This window comes from Stenotrophomonas sp. 59 (genome assembly GCF_030291095.1).
Taxonomy (GTDB): Bacteria; Pseudomonadota; Gammaproteobacteria; order Xanthomonadales; family Xanthomonadaceae; genus Stenotrophomonas; species Stenotrophomonas maltophilia_Q.
Map to the genome: position 1 here is coordinate 4,561,783 of NZ_CP127408.1, position 18,597 is coordinate 4,580,379.

Annotated in this window: 14 protein-coding genes and 1 pseudogene; 8 read left to right on the forward strand and 7 right to left on the reverse strand. The window is 68.8% G+C overall.

Annotated features, from left to right (window positions below; all coding sequences use genetic code 11):
• Positions 1-83 precede the first annotated feature (83 nt).
• Positions 84-482, forward strand: a complete 399-nt coding sequence (locus QP552_RS20785) for a hypothetical protein (protein WP_286074591.1) — start codon at positions 84-86, stop codon at positions 480-482.
• 311 nt (positions 483-793) lie between these two features.
• Here QP552_RS20785 and recD read toward each other — a convergent pair whose 3' ends face one another.
• The 3 genes from recD to recC are packed head-to-tail and all read right to left on the reverse strand — an operon-like array spanning position 794 to position 9,698.
• Positions 794-2,677 carry an exodeoxyribonuclease V subunit alpha gene (gene recD / locus QP552_RS20790; protein ID WP_286074592.1) on the reverse strand — a complete coding sequence of 628 codons (1,884 nt, stop codon included), beginning with the start codon at positions 2,675-2,677 and terminating at the stop codon, positions 794-796.
• Positions 2,674-6,354, reverse strand: coding sequence for an exodeoxyribonuclease V subunit beta (recB, locus tag QP552_RS20795; protein WP_286074593.1), 3,681 nt, complete (start codon positions 6,352-6,354; stop codon positions 2,674-2,676). The genes recD and recB overlap by 4 nt, the downstream gene beginning before the upstream one ends.
• Positions 6,351-9,698 (reverse strand): exodeoxyribonuclease V subunit gamma, encoded by a 3,348-nt coding sequence (gene recC, locus QP552_RS20800; protein ID WP_286074595.1) that lies wholly within the window; start codon positions 9,696-9,698, stop codon positions 6,351-6,353. Before recC ends, recB begins: the two co-directional genes overlap by 4 nt.
• 189 nt (positions 9,699-9,887) lie before the next feature.
• Here recC and QP552_RS20805 point away from each other — a divergent pair, with 189 nt between their 5' ends.
• The 6 genes and pseudogenes from QP552_RS20805 (at position 9,888) to QP552_RS20830 (ending at position 13,987) form a co-directional block, all read left to right on the forward strand.
• Positions 9,888-10,676 carry an ATP-binding cassette domain-containing protein gene (locus QP552_RS20805; RefSeq protein WP_106549131.1) on the forward strand — a complete coding sequence of 263 codons (789 nt, stop codon included), beginning with the start codon at positions 9,888-9,890 and terminating at the stop codon, positions 10,674-10,676.
• Positions 10,676-11,425: an MlaE family lipid ABC transporter permease subunit gene (locus QP552_RS20810; RefSeq protein ID WP_005414955.1), complete on the forward strand. Its 750-nt coding sequence runs from the start codon at positions 10,676-10,678 to the stop codon at positions 11,423-11,425. Before QP552_RS20805 ends, QP552_RS20810 begins: the two co-directional genes overlap by 1 nt.
• A gap of 59 nt (positions 11,426-11,484) precedes the next feature.
• Positions 11,485-11,949: pseudogene (mlaD, locus tag QP552_RS20815) on the forward strand (outer membrane lipid asymmetry maintenance protein MlaD); the annotation flags it as partial.
• Between the two features lie 56 nt (positions 11,950-12,005).
• Positions 12,006-12,668 carry an ABC transporter substrate-binding protein gene (locus QP552_RS20820; protein ID WP_286074596.1) on the forward strand — a complete coding sequence of 221 codons (663 nt, stop codon included), beginning with the start codon at positions 12,006-12,008 and terminating at the stop codon, positions 12,666-12,668.
• Positions 12,658-12,969, forward strand: a complete 312-nt coding sequence (locus QP552_RS20825; protein ID WP_099554185.1) for an STAS domain-containing protein — start codon at positions 12,658-12,660, stop codon at positions 12,967-12,969. The genes QP552_RS20820 and QP552_RS20825 overlap by 11 nt, the downstream gene beginning before the upstream one ends.
• Before the next feature lies 1 nt (position 12,970).
• The gene (locus QP552_RS20830; RefSeq protein ID WP_286074597.1) at positions 12,971-13,987 is read left to right on the forward strand and encodes a VacJ family lipoprotein; all 1,017 of its coding nucleotides are present in this window, start codon (positions 12,971-12,973) and stop codon (positions 13,985-13,987) included.
• A 106-nt stretch (positions 13,988-14,093) separates the two neighbouring features.
• Here QP552_RS20830 and QP552_RS20835 read toward each other — a convergent pair whose 3' ends face one another.
• From QP552_RS20835 to rmuC, 3 genes are all read right to left on the reverse strand, one after another.
• Positions 14,094-14,639 carry a glutathione peroxidase gene (locus tag QP552_RS20835; protein WP_010487473.1) on the reverse strand — a complete coding sequence of 182 codons (546 nt, stop codon included), beginning with the start codon at positions 14,637-14,639 and terminating at the stop codon, positions 14,094-14,096.
• A gap of 126 nt (positions 14,640-14,765) precedes the next feature.
• On the reverse strand, positions 14,766-15,164 hold the full coding sequence (locus QP552_RS20840; protein WP_286074598.1) for a hypothetical protein: 399 nt from the start codon (positions 15,162-15,164) through the stop codon (positions 14,766-14,768).
• Positions 15,165-15,235: 71 nt separating this feature from the next.
• Positions 15,236-16,786, reverse strand: a complete 1,551-nt coding sequence (gene rmuC, locus QP552_RS20845) for a DNA recombination protein RmuC (RefSeq protein ID WP_111113455.1) — start codon at positions 16,784-16,786, stop codon at positions 15,236-15,238.
• Between the two features lie 45 nt (positions 16,787-16,831).
• Between rmuC and QP552_RS20850 the strand changes: the two genes are divergently transcribed.
• Entirely contained in the window at positions 16,832-17,437 is a 606-nt protein-coding gene (locus QP552_RS20850; protein ID WP_286074599.1) for a glutathione S-transferase N-terminal domain-containing protein, read from the forward strand.
• A 68-nt stretch (positions 17,438-17,505) separates the two neighbouring features.
• Here QP552_RS20850 and QP552_RS20855 read toward each other — a convergent pair whose 3' ends face one another.
• Positions 17,506-18,513, reverse strand: a complete 1,008-nt coding sequence (locus tag QP552_RS20855; RefSeq protein WP_286074600.1) for a zinc-binding alcohol dehydrogenase family protein — start codon at positions 18,511-18,513, stop codon at positions 17,506-17,508.
• Positions 18,514-18,597: the final 84 nt, after the last annotated feature.

Sequence of the window (18,597 nt, forward strand, 5' to 3'; positions counted from 1 at the left end):
GCGCGCGTCCCGGCGCTACCATCGTAGTTCGGTAGCGCCGGGCCATGCCCGGCGGCCACTCGCGATCCCCACAGGACGGTTCAATGAGTTACGACATGATGGTGTTCGAGGCCAGCGCGGCCCCACGCGAGGCGGCGGCCTTCATCGCCTGGTTCGAGAAGCAGACGCAGTGGAACGAGCGCCACGAGTATGACGACCCGGCGGTCAGCAGCCCGGCGCTGCAGGCGTGGTTCGCGGAGATGGCGCAGGAATTCCCGCCGTTGAACGGGCCGTTGAGCAACGACGATGACGACCGTGCCGAGGTGACCGAGTACAGCATCGGCCAGCAGGTGATCTACGCTGCGTTCGCCTATACGGTGGCTGAGCGCGCGCACGGTCGCGTGCAGGACCTGGCCGAGAAGCATGGCGTGGGGTTCTTCGATGTGAGCGCCGATGAAGCGGCGATCGTGTTCCCCGATGGCCTGGTGCTGATGCCGGAGTAGGTTTGGCGGCAGGGCTGCGCCCTGCACCTGCCGAATCAACGGCAACGGCAACGTCAGATGCGTGCTATCCGTGGGGTGGCGGGGTGGATCCGGTTGCGGGGGACGCCGTGAACCCATCCCTGGGGGCTTGGCCGCGGCATCCATGCCGCGGACACCCCCGCAACCGGACCCACCCCGCCTTCGACAGTTTCCTGCGATCTGTCGGCACGGCGTTCTGCTCTGGTGGGTGTCGACCTTGGTCGACACGGTAGATCCACGCCGTGCGTGGATGAAGGTGCGCGTTGTGATTGGAGGAATTGAAAGGACTGAGGTCAGAACAGCTGGCCCTGCACCGTCGGTTCTTCGATCGGTGTCGATGGTGCTTCGATCACGTCTTCCGCACCCAACCGCCAGGCCAGGCCACCCAATCGACTGGCGTGGCGCTTCAATGCCGCCTGCAGCACGTCGGCACTGCCGGCCACATGCAGCACCTGGCGGGCGCGGGTCAGGCCGGTGTAGACCAGTTCGCGTGACAGCACGCGGCTGTCCTGGCGTGGCAGCTGCAGCCACACTTCGTCGAACTCCGAACCCTGCGCCTTGTGCACGGTCATCGCGAACGCGCTTTCGTGCGCGGGCAGTGCGGCCGGGTGGAAGGCGCGCGGCTGCTCGACGGTATCGCCGGGGAACCAGGCCACCATCGCGCCGCTGCCATCGCGCAGGCAGATGCCGATATCGCCATTGAAGAGGCGGTGCCGGTAGCTGTTCTCGGTGACCAGCAGCAGGCGGCCCTGGAAGTAGCCCGGGGTGTTGCCGGCCAGTAGTTGTTCAATACGGCTGTTGAGGCCACGTGCACCCTGCGGGCCTTCGCGCAGTGCGGTCAGCACGCGCAGGCGGCCGGCCTGCTGCAGGGCAAGCACCGGATCGGCCGCCTCGGCCAACGCGCGCCAGTGGCCCAGCAGATGCTCGCGTTGGCTGCGCAGCGGATCGGCTTCGCCTTCGTGGAAATGCACGCCTGCCAGCGACCCACCGCGCAGCAGCTGCAATGCGGTGCCGCTGTCGCCTTCGCGCACGGCATGCGCCAGCGGTGCCAGGTCCAGCGCATCGCTTTGCCGGTAACCACGTTGCAGCTGCACGCGGCGGCCGGCAAAGGCGCGGGGTGTGGCCTGTGGCTGCAGCGTCGCCGGCGCCAGCAGGCCATGCAGCGCCTGCGCGTCGTCGGCGCGGGTGCCGATGCCATCGCCGCTGGCACGCAGGATCGCGCTGAGCACGTCGCCGGCTTCCACCGACGGCAACTGGTCCGGGTCGCCGAGCAGGATCAGGCGGGTACCGCTGGCGATCGCATCGACCAGCTTGGCCATCATCGGCAGATCGATCATCGACGCTTCGTCGACCACCACCACGTCCACCAGCAACGGGTTGTCGGCGTGGTGGCGGAAGCGCGGCGAATCGGGAATCACGCCAAGCAGGCGATGCAGGGTGGTGCCGGTACTGGGCAGTGCCGCACACAGTGCCGGATCCACACCGTCCTCCTGCAGGCGCTGCACGGCCAGCCGCAGGCTCTCGGCCATGCGTTCGGCGGCGCGCCCGGTGGGTGCGGCCAAGGCCACCTCGGGCAGCGGCTGGCCGGCCTGCCGGGCCTGCGCTGCCAACAGCAGCAACAGGCGCGCGATGGTGGTGGTCTTGCCGGTGCCGGGGCCGCCGGTAACCAGCGCCAGCGGATGACGCAGGGTCACGCCGGCGGCGCGGGCCTGGTGATCCTCGCTGTCCAACGCCTGCGGGAACAGGCGCGCGAACAGTGGCGCCAGCGCCGCCATGTCCGGCGCCGGCAGCGGATGCCGGCCGATGCGCTGCAACCCTGCCGCCAGCTGGCGCTCGTACTCGCGGTAGCGGCGCAGGTAGAGCAGGCCGTTTTCCAGCACCAGCGGCGCGTCCTCGGCGATGGCGTCGAACTGCTCGGGTGTCGCCACCCAAGGGGATGCGCGCAGCTGTGCCAGCCAGGCCTGCGCATCGGGCCATTCCGGTACGCCTTCCAGCAGGCGCTGCGGCTGCGCCGGATCGAAGCCGGCGTGGCCCTGCGCCACCGCCAGCGAGGCCAGCGCCGCCGCCAGCGCCACGGTCTCGGACGTGTCGTCGCGCAGCCGCATCAGGCTGGTCGCCAGTGCATGATCAAGAGTGCGCAGCTGGCCTTTCTTGTGCAGTTCCTTCAACAGGCTCATGCGCTGGCTCCACGCGCACGCGCCGCCAATTCGGCCTGGGCCTGCTCGCCACCGGCGAACAGCGCGTCCAGTGCATCCACCAGCGCCAGCGGGAAGCGGTCCACATGCACGCCGTTGCCAGCACCATCCAGTCCGCGGCAGAACAGGTAGCGGATGCCACCCATGTCGCGCTCGTAGTCGTAGGCCGCGCCCAGGCGGAAGCGCAGCCAGCGATGCAGGGCCACGGTGTAGATCAGTGCCTGCAGGTCGTATTCGCTGTGGCGCATGGCGATGGCCAGCAGGTCCGGGCTGTAGCCGGGCAGGCGGTTGGACTTGTAGTCGAGCACGTACCAGCGCCCATCGCGCACGTAGGTCAGATCGATCATGCCGGTCATCAGCCCTTCCAGCCGGCGGCGCTGGCCGAAACCACGACGCGCGCTGGAAACGCCGTGTGCGTGCAGCACCTGCAGCAGCGCCGGCACGGTGGTCGGTTCGATGGCGAAATGGAAGTCGATTTCCGCGCGGCGCTCGCCTTCGGCCAGGCTGCACAGGGCGCCGCCTTCGGGCAGCGGTACGGTAAGCGTGTGGCCAACCAACGGCACCAGCACCGCCACGCCATCGTCCAGATCGATATCGGCATAGCCTTCGTCGTGCAGCGCCTTGCGCAGCACCTCGGCCTGTCCCTCGGGCGCTTCCAGACCCGGTTGCCAGTCCGCCCATGCAGCGAAGTCGACGTTCTCCATCGCCTCATGCAGCACGTTGCCGAAGCGACTGCCCATGAAGCGCGGGTCGAGCGGCGCGCTGTCTTCGGCGGCTGCGGCCGGCTCCGGCAGGGCCGGTTCCAGCGGCAGTTCCGGGCCAGCCGGTTCGTCGGCCGCCGGTGCTGGCAGTTCGGTGGCGGCCGCTTCGATATCGTCGCCGGCGCCAGCATCGGCATGGGCCAGCTGAGTGAAGCTGTACACCCACCAGTCATGCGGTACGCGCCGGGTCAGCGCACGCACGGCCGGCAGGTCACCCTCCACTTCGGCCGCCAGCTGCGGCAGCGCGGCCGGCGCCTCGCTGTCGTCGACGTGTACATCGGCATGTGTGCGCAGCACCTGCAGATCGCCCAGCAGCGGCGCCAGCCGCGTCCTGCCGAACCCAGCCAGATCGCCCACGGCGATCCACAGCGCGTGCTCGGCACGGGTCAGGCCGACATACAACAGGCGTGCATCTTCGGCACGCTGCTCGCGTTCGCGCTGCGCGGTGGCCGCTTCCCAGGCCTCGTCCTTGTCGAGCTTCCAGTGCAGCTGGCGCTGGCCGCCCACATGCACCGTGCAGTGCGACGCGGTGTTCGGCGCCCCGCCATCGATGCCGACGAAGGGCAGGAACACCAGCGGATACTCCAGGCCCTTGCTCTTGTGCAGGGTGATGATCTGCACACGACGCGCGTCCGATTCCAGGCGCAGCAGCTGCTGCTCGTCATCCTGGTCGGCATTGGCCATCTGTCCCTGCAGCCAGTCCAGCAGGCCAGGCATGCCCAGCGCCTGCGCGGAGGCTTCCTGCAGTAGTTCGCCCAGCTGCAGGTAGTTGGTCAGGCGGCGATCGCCATCGATCATCGCCAGCAGGCGCTCGCCCTGTGCAGCACAGACGTCGGCGATCACCGCGAACGGGCCACCACGCTGCCAGCGTTCGCGCCAGTGCAGCAGCTGTGCCTGGAACCCGCGTTGCAGGTCACCCTCGCGTTCCATCGCAGCGATCGCGCTGGCCTGCTGGCCGAGCAGTACGGTGGCCAGTGCCGCACGCAGGCGGCCTTCATCGGCGGGCTGCAGCAGGGCCAGCAGCAGCGCACGAAGATCGCGCGCTTCAGGGGTGGCAAACAGGCTCTGCTTGCCGGCCGCCACCGCCGGAATGCCCACCGCGGCCAGCGCGCGCTGTACCAATGTGGCCTCACGATGCGAACGCACCAGCACCGCGATGTCGCCCGGCTGCACCGGTCGCCCACGCAGCACGGCGTTGCCGGCACGCGCAGCAACCAGGGTCTGGTGGATCGCTGCCACACAGGCCTGGGTGGCGGCATCGCGCGAGGCATCGGCGCTCATCGCCTTGTCGCCGCCACTGCGCAGCACGCGCAGGGTCAGCGCGACGGCGGCGCGGCCATCGCGCAGGTAATCCTCGTCAACGCGCACACCGCCGGGCCGCACCGGCTCGAACTGGATGTCGCGTTCGAGGAAGGCGTCTTCGCCGCCGTTGTCATACAACGCCTGCAGCGCACGCAGCACGGCCGGACGCGAGCGGAAGTTCTGGTCCAGCACCGGTGCCTGCTGCGCCACCTGCTTGGCCTTCAGGTAGGTGTGGATGTCACCGCCGCGGAAGCCATAGATCGCCTGCTTGGGATCGCCGATCAGGAACAGCGCCGGCGCCAGGCCGAGTTCGCGCACCTCCGGCGAATCGCCGAACACGGTGTGGAAGATGCCCCACTGGCGGTCGTCGGTATCCTGGAACTCATCGACCAGCGCGATGCGGTACTGCGCGCGCAGCTGCTTCACCAGTGCCAGCCGCTGCGGGCCTTCCAGGGCGAGCGCTACCCCATCGATCAGATCGTCGTAGGTCTGCACCCGACGGGTGCGTTTCAGTGCCTGCAGGCGCTGCGTGGCTTCGTCGCGAAGCGCGTGCAGGAAATTCAACGCGGTGGCACGCAGCCAGGCATCGCGTTCGGCCAGCAGCGCGACATAGCGCGCCAACGGCGCCTGCAACGGCGACGATGGCGTGCGCTCGGCGAACTTCTTGTTGGTCTTGGCGGCCAGTGCCTCGGGCAGCAGCGCTGGCAGGCGCTCGCTGGCCAGCAGCTCGCGTGGATCGGCGCGCTCGGCCCACGCCAGCAGCTGCCGGCCCAGCGGGTGCAGCCACCCCAGCTTGTAGGACACGCCGTTGATCCACTTGTTGTCGACCGCATCGCAGAGGTCGATGAAGAACTGCTCGCCATGCTCGCGCACGCTTGCGGACAGGTCTTCCGCCGCGCCCTGCAGCACGACGTGTGGATCGGCCTGCGCCACCGGCCGTGGCAACGGATGCAGCGGCGGTGCGGCCAGCAGCGCGCGCAGATCGGCGGCCAGCGCGTCCGGGGTGGACCACAGCCAGGTCAGCGGTTCCAGCGTGGCCGGGTCGTTGGCATGCACACGCCACAGGTCGGCCGCCAGCTCCTCCAGCAGCTCACGGTCGCTGGCCAGCAGTTTCGGTGGATCGAAGGTGTGGCCGCTCTCCAACGCATGCTCGCGCAGCACGCGGGTGCAGAAGCCGTGGATGGTGAAGATGGAGGCCAGGTCGATCTCGTCCGCGGCCACCTGCAGGCGGCGCTTCAGTGCGGTGGCACTCTCGGAGCCGCTCTGCAGATGGCGCTGCAGGACTTCGCGGGTCAGGCATACATCCGGTGCTTCGCCCTCGGCCGGTTCCAGATCGACCAGGCGCGCGGCCAGCGCCAGGCGCTCGCGGATGCGCTTGCGCAGTTCCTGGGTGGCGGCGTCGGTGAAGGTCACTGCCAGGATCTGGCCGATGCGCAGGCCCTGCTCCACCACCAGGCGGGTGAACAGCGTGGCCAGGGTGAAGGTCTTGCCGGTGCCGGCGCTGGCTTCGATCAGTCGTATGCCATCCAGCGGCAGGGCCAGGTAGGGATCGCGGCTGAGGAGTTCGATGCCGTCCTCGATGATCACGGTGCTCATTCGCTGCCCTCCTGGCGTGTTTCGACGCCAAGGGTGCGGCCTTCGCGCACCGCGCTGAAGACCACCTGGCTGTTGCGCAGCAGATCGGCATAGCCGGCATCGGTGGCGAATGGGTCGGCACCGCGCAGCAGCAGCTGCCAGGCGTCGCTGCTGGATTCACCCCAGGTGCGGTCGCTGCCGTGCCACTGCTTCCAGCCTTCGCTGCGCTGTTTTTCTGTCGGCGCGTTGTACAGCACCCAGCCGGTATACGGGGCAAAGCGCAGCGGTTCACGCAGGCCACGCTGGCGCAGCTGCAGCAGCGCACGCAGCGCCGCGCGGGCAGCGGGAACGCTCAGCGCCGGTACAACGTGCGGGCCCGGCCCGGCATCGCCACCATCATGGAACTGCACCAGCGGCAGGGCATCACCGGCGGCATTGGCCAGCAGCCAGTCCAGGCCCTGGCGGATCACCGCGTTGCCATTGAGGGTGCCGGCGCGCAGGCGCACCAGGCCTTCGGGATGACGATCGGCCACGCGGCCGTGCAGGCGCACCCCGTCGATCTCCACCTCGTAACGACGGCTTTCCAGCGGTTCGCCCTTCATCCAGGCAAGCAGCGCGCTGGCATACGGGCGCGTCTTCAGCTGTTCGGCTTCGAACTGACGTTCACCCAATGCGCCGGACGGCAGCAGGCCACGCGCGCGCAGGCGCGGGTACAGCGGCTCGATATCGCCACTGAGCGTGGCGCGTACCACCGCGGCCTGCACGCTGCGCTTCTCCGGCCCCCGCGAAGACAGCACCAGCGGTTCCAGGTCATCCACCTCCTCGACCTCGTCAGCCAGGCGCAGGCCCAGTGACTGTGCGAGAAACTGCCCGGCCGGATCGCACAGGAAACGACGCAGTGCATCGAGCGCGACCTCGTCCTCCACGGCATCGTCGGTCGGTGGCGGCAGTGGTGCGTCGAACCAGGGCTGCAGGCCTCCACGCTGGCCGGTGAGGCGACCGGCAGCGGGATGCCATTGGCGGCGATAGCTGAAGCGGCGCGGGTCGCCATCGCCGAACGCGCCTGGCGAGAACGGCTGCAGTGCGTGGCGCACGGTGAAGTCGCGGGTGGTCGCAGCCGGATCGAGGTGATACGCGGCTGCAGCATCAATCAGTTCGCTGACCAGCACCGACGGCTCGCGCACGCTGCCGTCGCGCGGATCAGCGCCGAGGTAACTGAGATAGAACACGTCCTGCGCGGCGGCGAACAGCTGCAGGAACAGGAAGCGATCGTCCTCGCGGGTGGAGCGGTCGCCCGGCCGGCGACGCGGCGTATCCAGCTCCGCAGTGAGCTGGTTGAGACCGGCGGCCGGGTCACGGCGCGGGAAATCGCCGTCATTGAGGCCCAGCACGCAGATCACCCGGAACGGCAGCAGGCGCATCGGCACCATGCGACCGAAGCTGATGCCACCGGTCAGCAACGGCGCACGCGTATCGGCCTCGCCCAGCGCGCCAGCGAAGTGCGCGCGCACCACCTCCGGGGGCACCCCGTCCACGAAACCGGCCTTGGCGGCGTCTTCAGCGAACTGGTTGAGCAGCTTGCGCAGGCGCTCAAGGGCACGCTGGCTGTTGGGCGAGCTGGGCGCGGTCGGCAGCAGTGCATCCAGCAGCGACAGCAGGCGCTGCCGCCACTGCGCGGGCGTCAGCAGTTCGCCGAGGCGTCGCTGATACACCGCCAGCACACGCAGCAGGCGCAACAGGCGGTCCAAGGCGTCCAACGCGCCGCCTTCCAGTTCGATCCACGGCGCCACGCCGGCCAGATCGGCCTCGCTGCCGGTGGCATGGCCGAGTACCAGGCGATCCAGTGCGAACTGCCAGGTATAGGCATCGTCGGCTGGCGCCTGATGCTGGTCGCGATGCTTCGCATCCAGCCCCCAGCGCGCGCCGGCCTGTTGCAGCCAGCCGTGCAGGCGGTCGAAGTCCACGGCTTCCAGGCCGGCCGCTTCGGCCAGCGGTGCGCTGGCCAGCAGGTCCAGCACTTCGTTCAGGCCAAAACGCGAGACCGGCAGGCCCAGCAGGTGCACGAACACATCGGCCAACGGCTCGCCGGCCAGCGGGCTGCTGTCGGCCAGCGCATACGGAATGTGCTCCTCGTCGCCCCCCCGGCCACCGAATACCGCTTCCAGGTACGGCACATAGGGATCGATGTCCGGCGCCAGTACCGCGATCTCGCGTGCCTGCAACGGCGGGTCGAAGCGCGGGTCTTGCAGCAGGCTGCGCAGCTGGTCGTGCAGCACCTGCAGCTCGCGCAGGCGGGTATGGCAGGCATGCACCTGCAGGCTGGGATCGTCGCTGCGCAGAGCCTCGCGCAGCTCGCCCGAGGGCAGCGCGCGGCGGTGGAACAGATCGCGCTGCAGGCGATGCAGCAGGCTGTCGGACAGGCCACCTTGGTCCAGGGTCGGCCGGGTGTCCTCCTCCGGATCGGAATAGGCGGCGATCTCGCCGGCCGGGTGCACCACCTCGTAGCTGCCCAGCACCGCCATGAAATCGCGGCCTGCTGCCCCCCAGGCTTCCAGCAGGCGGTTCTCGCCGGCGGCCTCGCCGAACGGGTCCGGTGCGCCGCTGCGCAGTCGCTCGGCCAGCGTCTGCAGGTCACCCCAGTACGACTGCACGGGCGTGGGCATGTAGAAATGCAGTTCGCCCACCCGCGCCTGGGTGGCCATCACCCGCAGCACATCGGGCGAGATGTTGAGCGTCGCGAACGCAGACATGCGCGGAGGCAGCCCCTGCGGCAGCGGCTGGCCGGCGCCTTCAAAGCGGTCCAGGTACTCCTGGATGCGACGCGCGCGGTAGTCGTGGCCGCGGGTGATGGTGCGCCACAGGATCGCCTGCGGGTCGGCCGGATCGGCACCGGCTGCCCAGCGCAGCAGCCAGTCGCGGCGCCACGCCTGGTACTTCTCGAATACCGAGGCCAGCTCGCCGGCCAGCGCCCACGGCTTCAATGCGTCACCGCCGGCAAGATAGGACTGCAGCGCGCGCATCGGTGGCTGCGCCAGCAACGCCGGGTCGCGCAGTGCCTGGTACAGCTTCCAGTGCAGGCCGGCCGCGTCCAGATCGTCCTGCTCGCCGCTGACATTGGCCTTCAGCGCGCGGGCCACGAACTCGCCCGGGGTGAGGAATTCGAGGTTGGCAGCGACACCGAATTCGGCGGCCAGTGTCGCTTGCAGCCAGCGGCGCATCGCGACCTGCGGGATCAGCACCACTTCCGGCGCCAGCAACGGCTGGCCCGGCACCGGCGCACGCACGTTGCGCGCCAGCAGCGCGGCCAGCACGTCCAGGGAGTTGGAATGGTAGAGGCGGAAATCGCTGCCTGGGTCACTCATCATGCACAGTGTGCAGGACGGCAGGCAGTATTCAATGGTCGGCCCATCGACGGTACGGATTGTTCCGGGCTGCCGGCCGATTGTCCCAGCCTGCGCCAAGCCCTGCCGTGCAACAATACTGGACCGTCCAGTCTGCTTATGTTCAGCCGGCTGGCCCGATCCTTCGATGTCTAAAAAACGTTAATGGTGCCCATGTCGGCTTCCGCCTCCAGTCTGGTGCAGTTGTCCAACGTCCGCATCGACCGGAGCGGACGCACGATCCTGCGCGACGTGTCGCTGCAGGTGCCCAAGGGCAGCATCACTGCCGTGCTCGGCCCGTCCGGCAGCGGCAAGTCGACCCTGCTGGCGGCACTGACCGGCGAGCTGCGACCGGTCGCCGGCGAGGTCACCCTGTTCGGCAAGCCGATCCCGCACGACAGCAGCGCGCTGCTGGAGATGCGCAAGAGCGTGGGCGTGCTGCTGCAGGGCAACGGCCTGCTGACCGACCTCACCGTGGCCGAAAACGTCGCACTGCCGCTGCGTACGCATACCCGCCTGCCGGCCGCCGTGCTGCGCCGGCTGGTGGAGATGAAGCTGCATGCGGTGGGCCTGCTGGCCGCCGCCGATGCCTGGCCGCGCGAACTGTCCGGCGGCATGGCGCGCCGCGTGGCGCTGGCCCGTGCGCTGGCGCTGGACCCGCCGCTGATGATCTACGACGAGCCGCTGACCGGGCTGGACCCGATCGCCTCGGGGGTGATCATGAGCCTGATCCAGCGCCTCAACCATAGCCTGGGCCTGACCAGCATCATCGTCAGCCACCACGTGCACGAGACCCTGCCGATCTGCGACCAGGTGATCGCGATCGCCAATGGCGGCATCGTGTTCCAGGGATCGCCCGAGGCACTGCAGTCCAGCCAGGATCCGCTGCTGCGGCAGTTCCTGCATGGCCAGCCCGATGGCCCCATCCCGTTCGATGCCGCGCCGCGTGCGAGGGTTGCCTGATGCCGTTCGTTCAAGCCACCCGTTCGCTGGGCCGCGCCGGCCTGTTCTCGCTGACCGTGCTGCGCGGTTCGCTGCCGACCCGTGACTTCCTGGCCGAACTGACCCGCGAGATCTACAAGATCGGCGCGCGCTCGCTGCCGATCATCGCCGTCGGTGGCGCCTTCGTCGGCCTGGTGCTGACCCTGCAGGGCTACCGCACGCTGACCACCTTCGGTGCGGCCGACGCGCTGTCGACCCTGCTCGGGCTGTCGCTGTACCGCGAACTGGCGCCGGTGCTGACCGCGCTGCTGTTCATCGGCCGCGCCGGCAGTTCGATCGCCGCCGAGCTGGGCCTGATGCGCGCCACCGACCAGATCAAGGCGCTGGAGCTGATGGCCATCGACCCGGTGGCCAAGGCCGTGGCGCCGCGCTTCTGGGCGGCGGTGCTGACCGTGCCGCTGCTGACCGGCATCTTCTGTTCGCTGGCGATCAGCGCCAGCTACTTCGAGGCCGTGCACGTGCTGGGCCTGGACAATGGCGTGTTCTGGTCGGCGCTGCGCAACAGCGTCGATTTCTGGGATGACTTCGGCGTGGCGATGCTGAAGTCGGCAATCTTCGGCGGCACCGCCGCACTGGTCGCTGCCTACGTTGGCTTCCACGCCGAGCCGACCATCGAGGGCACCTCGGTGGCGACCACCCGTGCGGTGGTCAACGCCTCGCTGCTGGTGCTGATGTTCAACTTCGTTCTGTCGGCAATGTTGTTCACCTAACCCCTCCACCGGCGGTGCGCAGGCGCGCGCGGCCACCACGACTCGATCAGGTAATCCACATGGCCATCCGCGGTCCCAGACTCGAATTCTCCGTCGGCGCTTTCCTGCTGCTGGCCCTGGCCTCGCTGATGGTGCTGGCCGTGGCCTCGACCAACCAGCGCTGGAGCTGGGGCAGCCAGGGCTACGAGCTGAAGGCGCGCTTCTCCCAGGTCGGCCAGCTGCGCAAGCAGGCGCCGGTGAAGATCGGCGGCGTCACCGTCGGCCAGGTCGCCTCGATCGACCTGGACCCGGTGAAGTTCGAGTCCATCGTGACCCTGCGCATGGACAGCAAGGTCAAGGACCTGCCGGCAGACACCTCGGCCGGCATCTTCACCAGTGGTTTGCTCGGCGAGAGCTATATCGGTCTGCAGCCGGGCGGTGATCCGGACGTGCTGAAGGCCGGCGACGAGATTGTCTTCACCCAGCCGGCGGTTGACCTGATCCAGCTGGTCGGCAAGTACATGTTCAGTGGTGGCGCCGGTGGCGGCGCTGCTCAGAAGCCCAACGATGGCGCGCAGGCGCCTGCAACGGAACCGCAACCATGAAGACGAAACTGATCCCGGCCCTGCTCGCCTCGGCGCTGCTGGCAGCTACTCCGTTCCTCGCCCAGGCCCAGGCCGCCGCTCCCGCCGCTGCCGCGACGCAGGGCCAGGCCGGCAAGGTGGTGATCGATGCCAGCACGCGCATCCTCACCACCCTGCAGCAGCGCAGGAGCGAGTTCGGCAGCAACCCGGCCAGCCTGCGCAACTACATCGACAGCGAACTGAACCGCACCTTCGACCGCGACTATGCGGCACGCCTGGTGCTGGGCCCGCACGCCCGCGGCGCCTCGGATGCCGACATCAAGCTGTTCGCCGATGCCATGGCCGACAGCCTGATGCAGCGCTACGGTTCGACCCTGCTCAACATCCAGGGCAAGCCGAGCTTCCGCCTGAAGGGTGAAAGCCCGCTGCCGGGCAACCGCGGCGTGCGCGTGAGCACCGAACTGGTGCGTGCCGGCAGCGAGCCGACCCCGGTCGAATACTGGATGCGCAACGTGAACGGCCAGTGGAAGATCTTCGACGTCAACATCGAAGGCATCTCCTACGTGCAGACGTTCCGCAACCAGTTCGACACCCCGCTGCGCCAGAAGGGCATCAAGCAGGTGGCCAGCGAACTGCACAGCGGCAGCATGCAGGCCGGGCCCGCGGGCAATGGCAAGTAACGCACTGGCACTGCTGGAAGGCGACACCCTGCGCCTGCGCGGGGTGCTCGACCGCGCCGCGGTGATCGCGCTATGGCCGCAGCTGCAGGCCCTGCCGGCAAAACTGGCACGGCTGGAGCTGGGCGAAGTCGAGCGCGTGGACAGCGCCGGCCTGGCCCTGCTGGCCGAGCTGGCAGCACGTGCGCGCAAGGCCGGCCATCCGCTGGTGATCACCGGCGCGCCGGCTGGCTACAACGAACTGAGCGCGGCCTATCGGCTGTCGCCCAACCTGGATTTCAACGCTACTTCTGCTGCGAGCTGACATGAACGTCGTGCGCACCCTCCCCCTGATCGTCCTGGCCACCGCCCTCACCGCCTGTGCCGGCAAGCCCGCGCGCAGCGATGCACCCGCGGCCGGCACCCTGGTTCCGGCCAGTACCACCACCTCGCCCGCCGCCGCGGCCACCGATGCAGGCACAGCTGACGCTGCACCGGTCGCACCCGTGGCCAATCCGCCGGCTGCTGCCGCATCGTCGCCGGCTGCGCCGACCGACAGCGGCGACAGCAGTGCAGCGAAGACCGCAGCAGCCACCGCGCCCGGTGGCGATGATGACTTCGATGCCCTCTATGGCGGTGCCGGCAACACCACCAACGCGGCGGCCTACGACCCGTGGGAACCGTTCAACCGCAAGGTGCACAAGTTCAACAACGCGGTCGACCGCGGCGTCGCGCGTCCGCTGGCCACCGCCTATACCCACGTGGTGCCGCGCTTCGCCCGCACCGGCGTCAGCAACTTCTTCAGCAACCTGCGCGCGCCGGTAACCATCACCAACCAGCTGCTGCAGGGCCGCGGTGCCGATGCATGGGACAGCCTCGGCCGCTTCCTGATGAACAGCACGCTGGGCATCGGTGGCCTGTTCGATCCGGCCAGCAAGGCGATGGTGCCGCGCCGCAATGAAGACTTCGGCCAGACCCTGGGTGCCTGGGGCTGGCGTCGTTCGCGCTACGTGGAACTGCCGTTCTTCGGCCCGCGTACCGTGCGCGACGTGTTCGGCCTGGCCGGCGACATCCCGCTGTCGCCGATCCGCCGTATCGAAGAGGACAAGGTCCGCATCGGCCTGCAGGGCCTGCAGCTGGTCGATACCCGCGCGCAGCTGCTGGCGATCGACGACCTGCGTGACACCGCCGTGGACGAGTACTCGCTGGTGCGCGATGCGTGGATGCAGCGCCGCAACTACCAGATCGAGAACGATCTGCGCAGCAAGCGCGACCGTGGCCACGACGATGCCAACTCGCCGATTCCGGTCGATGCGATGCCGATGCCGCAGTGGACCCACTGAGTCCTAGCAGCGATGCATGAAAAACCCCGCCTCGGCGGGGTTTTTCGTTGGCGTTGCGGGTGGGGTCGGAGCCCTTTCCCGTGGAAAGGGATCCGACCCCGGCCGATCAGGCCGCCAGCGCGGCCTCGATGGCCTCGCGCAGGCGCGCGTCATCAGCCGCCACGTCCGGGGCGAAGCGGGCGATGACCTTGCCGTCGCGACCGACCAGGAACTTCTCGAAGTTCCACAGCACTGCCGGCGCAGCGTGGATCGGAATCTCCTTGCTGGCCAGGCGCTCGCGCAGCGGGCCTTCGCCGATCGACTGCGGCTGCGCAGCGGTCAGCTGCTGGTACAGCGGATGGGTGTCGTCACCAGCCACACTGATCTTGGAGAACATCGGGAAGCTGACATCGTAGGTGAGCTGGCAGAACTGCTGGATCTCCGCTTCGCTGCCCGGCTCCTGGCCGAGGAAGTTGTTGGCGGGGAAGCCCAGCACTTCCAGGCCCTGCGCGTGCTTTTCCGCATACAGCGCCTGCAGGCCTTCGTACTGCGGGGTCAGGCCGCACTTGGAGGCGACGTTGACCAGCAGCAGTACCTTGCCCTGGTAATCGGCAAGCGAGGACGGCTGGCCGTCGATGGTGGTGAGGGAAATGTCCTGGATCGGGGTGCTCACGCGGGGGCTCCGGCTACGGCGGGGAATGGCCCACCAGCATAGCGCCGCGCACGCGGTTGTAGAGCCGAGCCTACGCTCGGCTGATGCCACAGCAGCCGAGCGTGGGCTCGGCTCTACAGGCAGGATTCAATCCACGCAGATCGTGCCCTGCGCCTTGCCCTCATCAATGCGCTGGCGGCAGCCGAAGTTCTGGCGTACATCGCGCTGGCAGGTGCCGGTGGCGGCGCTGCCAGCCGCCGCTTCGCCGCTGGCAAGGCACTGGCCGGTGCAGTCGCTTTTGCGGCTGCAGGCCTTGCCGGCGTCGGCGTAAGGAATCACGCACTGTTCGCGCTGCAGCCGGCCCAGCCGCTGCAGGGTACCGCCCGCGGCCTGGCAGTCCACATCGCGCGCTTCGCGGTAGGCCTCGGCCGCTTCGGGCGTGGTCGCCGCGCCAGCAGGCGCCGGCGTGTCCGCAACCGGCGGCGCACTGCCGCAGGCGGCAAGCAGCGCGGTCAGGACGAGGCTGGTACAGAGGCGCAGGCGCATGGCGGTACCTGATCGAAGCGGACAGGCCGCCAGCATACGCATCGACGATGCAGGCGGCGTGTCGACGTAGCTCAGGCTTCGTCGCCGTCGTTGCCTTCGTCCTCGGCCGCGGCATCAGCATCGGCCAGGTCACCCAGCAGGGACTGCGCCTGCTCGGACGCCAGCGACTCCACGCCGCGCAGGCGTCGTTCGATGGTGCGCGTCTTGCGGCTGGCCTCGCCGATACTGCGGCCCACCGTGGTGATCTGCTTCTCGGCCTTCTCGAGGATGCCGGCGAACTTGCCGAACTCGCTCTTCACCGCGCCCAGCAGGCTCCACACCTCGCTGGAGCGCTGCTCGATGGCCAGCGTGCGGAAGCCCATCTGCAGGCTGTTGAGCAGGGCGGTGACGGTGGTCGGCCCGGCCACCACCACGCGATGCTCGCGCTGCAGCAGGTCGACCAGGCCCGGGCGCCGGATCACTTCGGCGTACAGGCCTTCGGTGGGCAGGAACATCACCGCGAAGTCGGTGGTATGCGGCGGCGCGATGTACTTGTCGCAGATCGACTTGGCCTGCACGCGTACCGCGCGCTCCAGCTGGATGCCCTGCAGGCGCACGCCCTCGGCGTCGCCCTGTTCCTGCGCATCCAGCAGCCGCTCGTAGTCTTCGCGCGGGAACTTGGAGTCGATCGGCAGCCACACCGGGGTATCGTCGCTGCTGCGGCCCGGCAGGCGCACGGCGATGTCGACCATCTCACCGCTGTCCGGGCGTACCTTCACAGCCCGCGCGTACTGCTCCTGGGTGAGCGTCTGTTCGAGGATGTTCTCCAGCTGTACTTCGCCCCAGCTGCCACGGTTCTTGACGTTGGTCAGCACACGCTTGAGATCGCCGACGCCGGTGGCCAGCTGCTGCATCTCGCCAAGGCCGCGCTGCACCTGCTCCAGGCGCTCGGAAACCAGCTTGAAGGAGTTGCCCAGGCGCGTTTCCAGCGTCGACTGCAGCTTTTCGTCCACGGTGTGGCGCATCTGCTCCAGTTTCTGCGCATTGTCGTTCTGCAGCGCGCGCAGCTGCTCTTCCAGCGTGGCGCGCATCTCGGCGATGCGCTGTTCGTTGCGCTGCGTCAGTTCCTGCAGGCGCAGGCCAAGGCTTTCGGTCAGGCGCTGCTGCGACTGCGCACCTTCCTCACGGCCCTTGCGCGCATCGTCCACCAGTGTCTGGCGCAGCGCGCCCAGCTGGGTGTCGGTACGCCCGGTAAGTTCCTGCAGCTGCTGGCCGAACGCGTGGATGCGCGCTTCCTGCTGCTGGCCAAAGGTTTCCAGCTGGCCGCGCAGTTCCTGCAGGCGCTGCCCCATGAGTGCGGCGCCACGCTGCTGGCTCTCCGCCGCCTCGGCACGCGCCTTCCGGGCGTCCTCGCCCAGCGCCTCGCGCAGCAGGTCCAGGCGCTGGTCGGTGCGGGTGGACAGGTCGGTCAGCGCGCGGGCAAAACCATCGAGCTGTTCGCGCAGTTCGCTGCGCCCGGCGCGCGCCTCCTCACGCACCGCCTGTTCCAGGCGGTCGTGCGGTGGGCGGCGCAGCAGGGCGACCAGCTGCAGGATGAGCACGGCCAACAGAAGGCCGCCAATGAGCAGATATTCGGTTTGCATGGGGCAAGTGTAGGCTGGCGGAGTCTCAGCTGCTGCGCCGGAACCATGCTCGCTCTGTACGGAAAGCCCACCTCCATCAACGTGCGCAAGGTGCTGTGGCTGTGCGCGGGGCTGGATCTGCCCCTGCACCACGAGCCTGCGCCACCGGCAGACCTGTTGGCCACACTGAATCCGAACCGGCAGGTACCGGTCCTGCGCGATGGCGACTTCGTGCTGTGGGAGTCCAACAGCATCTGCCGCTACCTGGCCACCCGCGCCGGCCGTGACGACCTGCTGCCCGCTGCGGCGCAGGCCCGTGCGCGGGTGGAGCAGTGGATGGACTGGCAGGCCAGCGATCTCAACAGTGCCTGGCGACCCGTGTTCATGGCGCGGGTGCGGCAACATCCGGACTACCCGGATGACGCCCGTGCCGAGGCCAGCCTGGCGCAGTGGAACCGGCTGATGGGCGTGCTCGACGCGCAGTTGGCCGCTACCGATGGCTACGTGGCGGGCAACACCTTCACCCTCGCCGATATCGTGCTTGGTCTGTCGACCCAGCGCTGGCGCAGCACGCCCGGCGGAAAACCCACACTGCCAAACGTGAAGGCCTGGTTCGAACGCCTGCGCCAGCAGCCCGGTTTCGCCGAACACGTCGACAACGGCGTGGCCTGAGGCAGGGGTCAGATCCCTTTCCCAAAGGGAAAGGGATCTGACCCCAACGACGCAGGAAAGGCCTGGTGTTACCAGCCTTCCAGCACAATCTTGCCCTTGGCGCGGTGGCTTTCCAGCAGCGCATGCGCGCGCCGCAGGTTGGCCGCGTCGATGCGCCCGAAGTGCTCGCCCAGCGTGGTCTGCAGCACGCCGGCATCGATCAGCTCGGCCACCCGGTTCAACAGCTCATGCTGGCGCTGCATGTCCGCGGTCTTGTACAGCGGGCGGGTGAACATCGATTCCCAGTGCAGCGACAGCGCCTTGCGCTTGAGCGCCATCACATCCACCTGGCCGGGGTCGTCGATCAGGCCGAACTGGCCCTGCGGCGCCAGCAGCTCGACGATCTGCGCGTAGTGCTGGTCGGAATGGGTCAGGCTGGCCACATGCTGCACCTCGCTGATGCCCAGCCGTGCCAGGCCTTCGGCCAGCGGCTGGCTGTGGTCGATCACGTGGTGCGCGCCCATCGCATACACCCAGTCCTGGGTATCCGGGCGCGATGCGGTGCCGATCACCGTCAGTTTCGTCAGCTTCCGCGCCAGCTGCACCAGGATCGAGCCGACGCCACCGGCGGCACCGATCACCAGCAGGGTCTGGCCCTCGCCACCGCCCTCGGGAATACGCAGGCGGTCGAACAGCAGCTCCCAGGCGGTGATCGCGGTCAGCGGCAACGCTGCGGCAGCGGCATCATCGAGGCTGGCCGGCTTGCGGCCGACGCTGCGCTCGTCCACCAGCTGGTATTCGGCATTGCTGCCCGGCCGGTCGATCACGCCGGCGTAGTAGACAGCGTCGCCGGGCTGGAACAGGGTCACCTCGCTGCCCACCGCGTCGACGATGCCGACCGCATCCCAGCCCAGTACGCGCGGGCCGTCGGTGGCCACGCCGCGGCGCACCTTGGTGTCGACCGGGTTCACCGCCACCGCGCGCACCGCCACCCGCAGGTCGCGCGGACCGGGCTGCGGCAGTTCCAGTTCGATGTCGATCAGGGCCCGGGCGTCGTCGATCGGCAGGCCGGCGTGGGTGTAGGCAATGGCGCGCATGTCAGCGGTCCAGTGGGGAAGGAGTGGACAGGTTGCGCCGCGCACGGTCGCTCAGAAAGGCGCAGAATCGGGCAGCACTTTCAC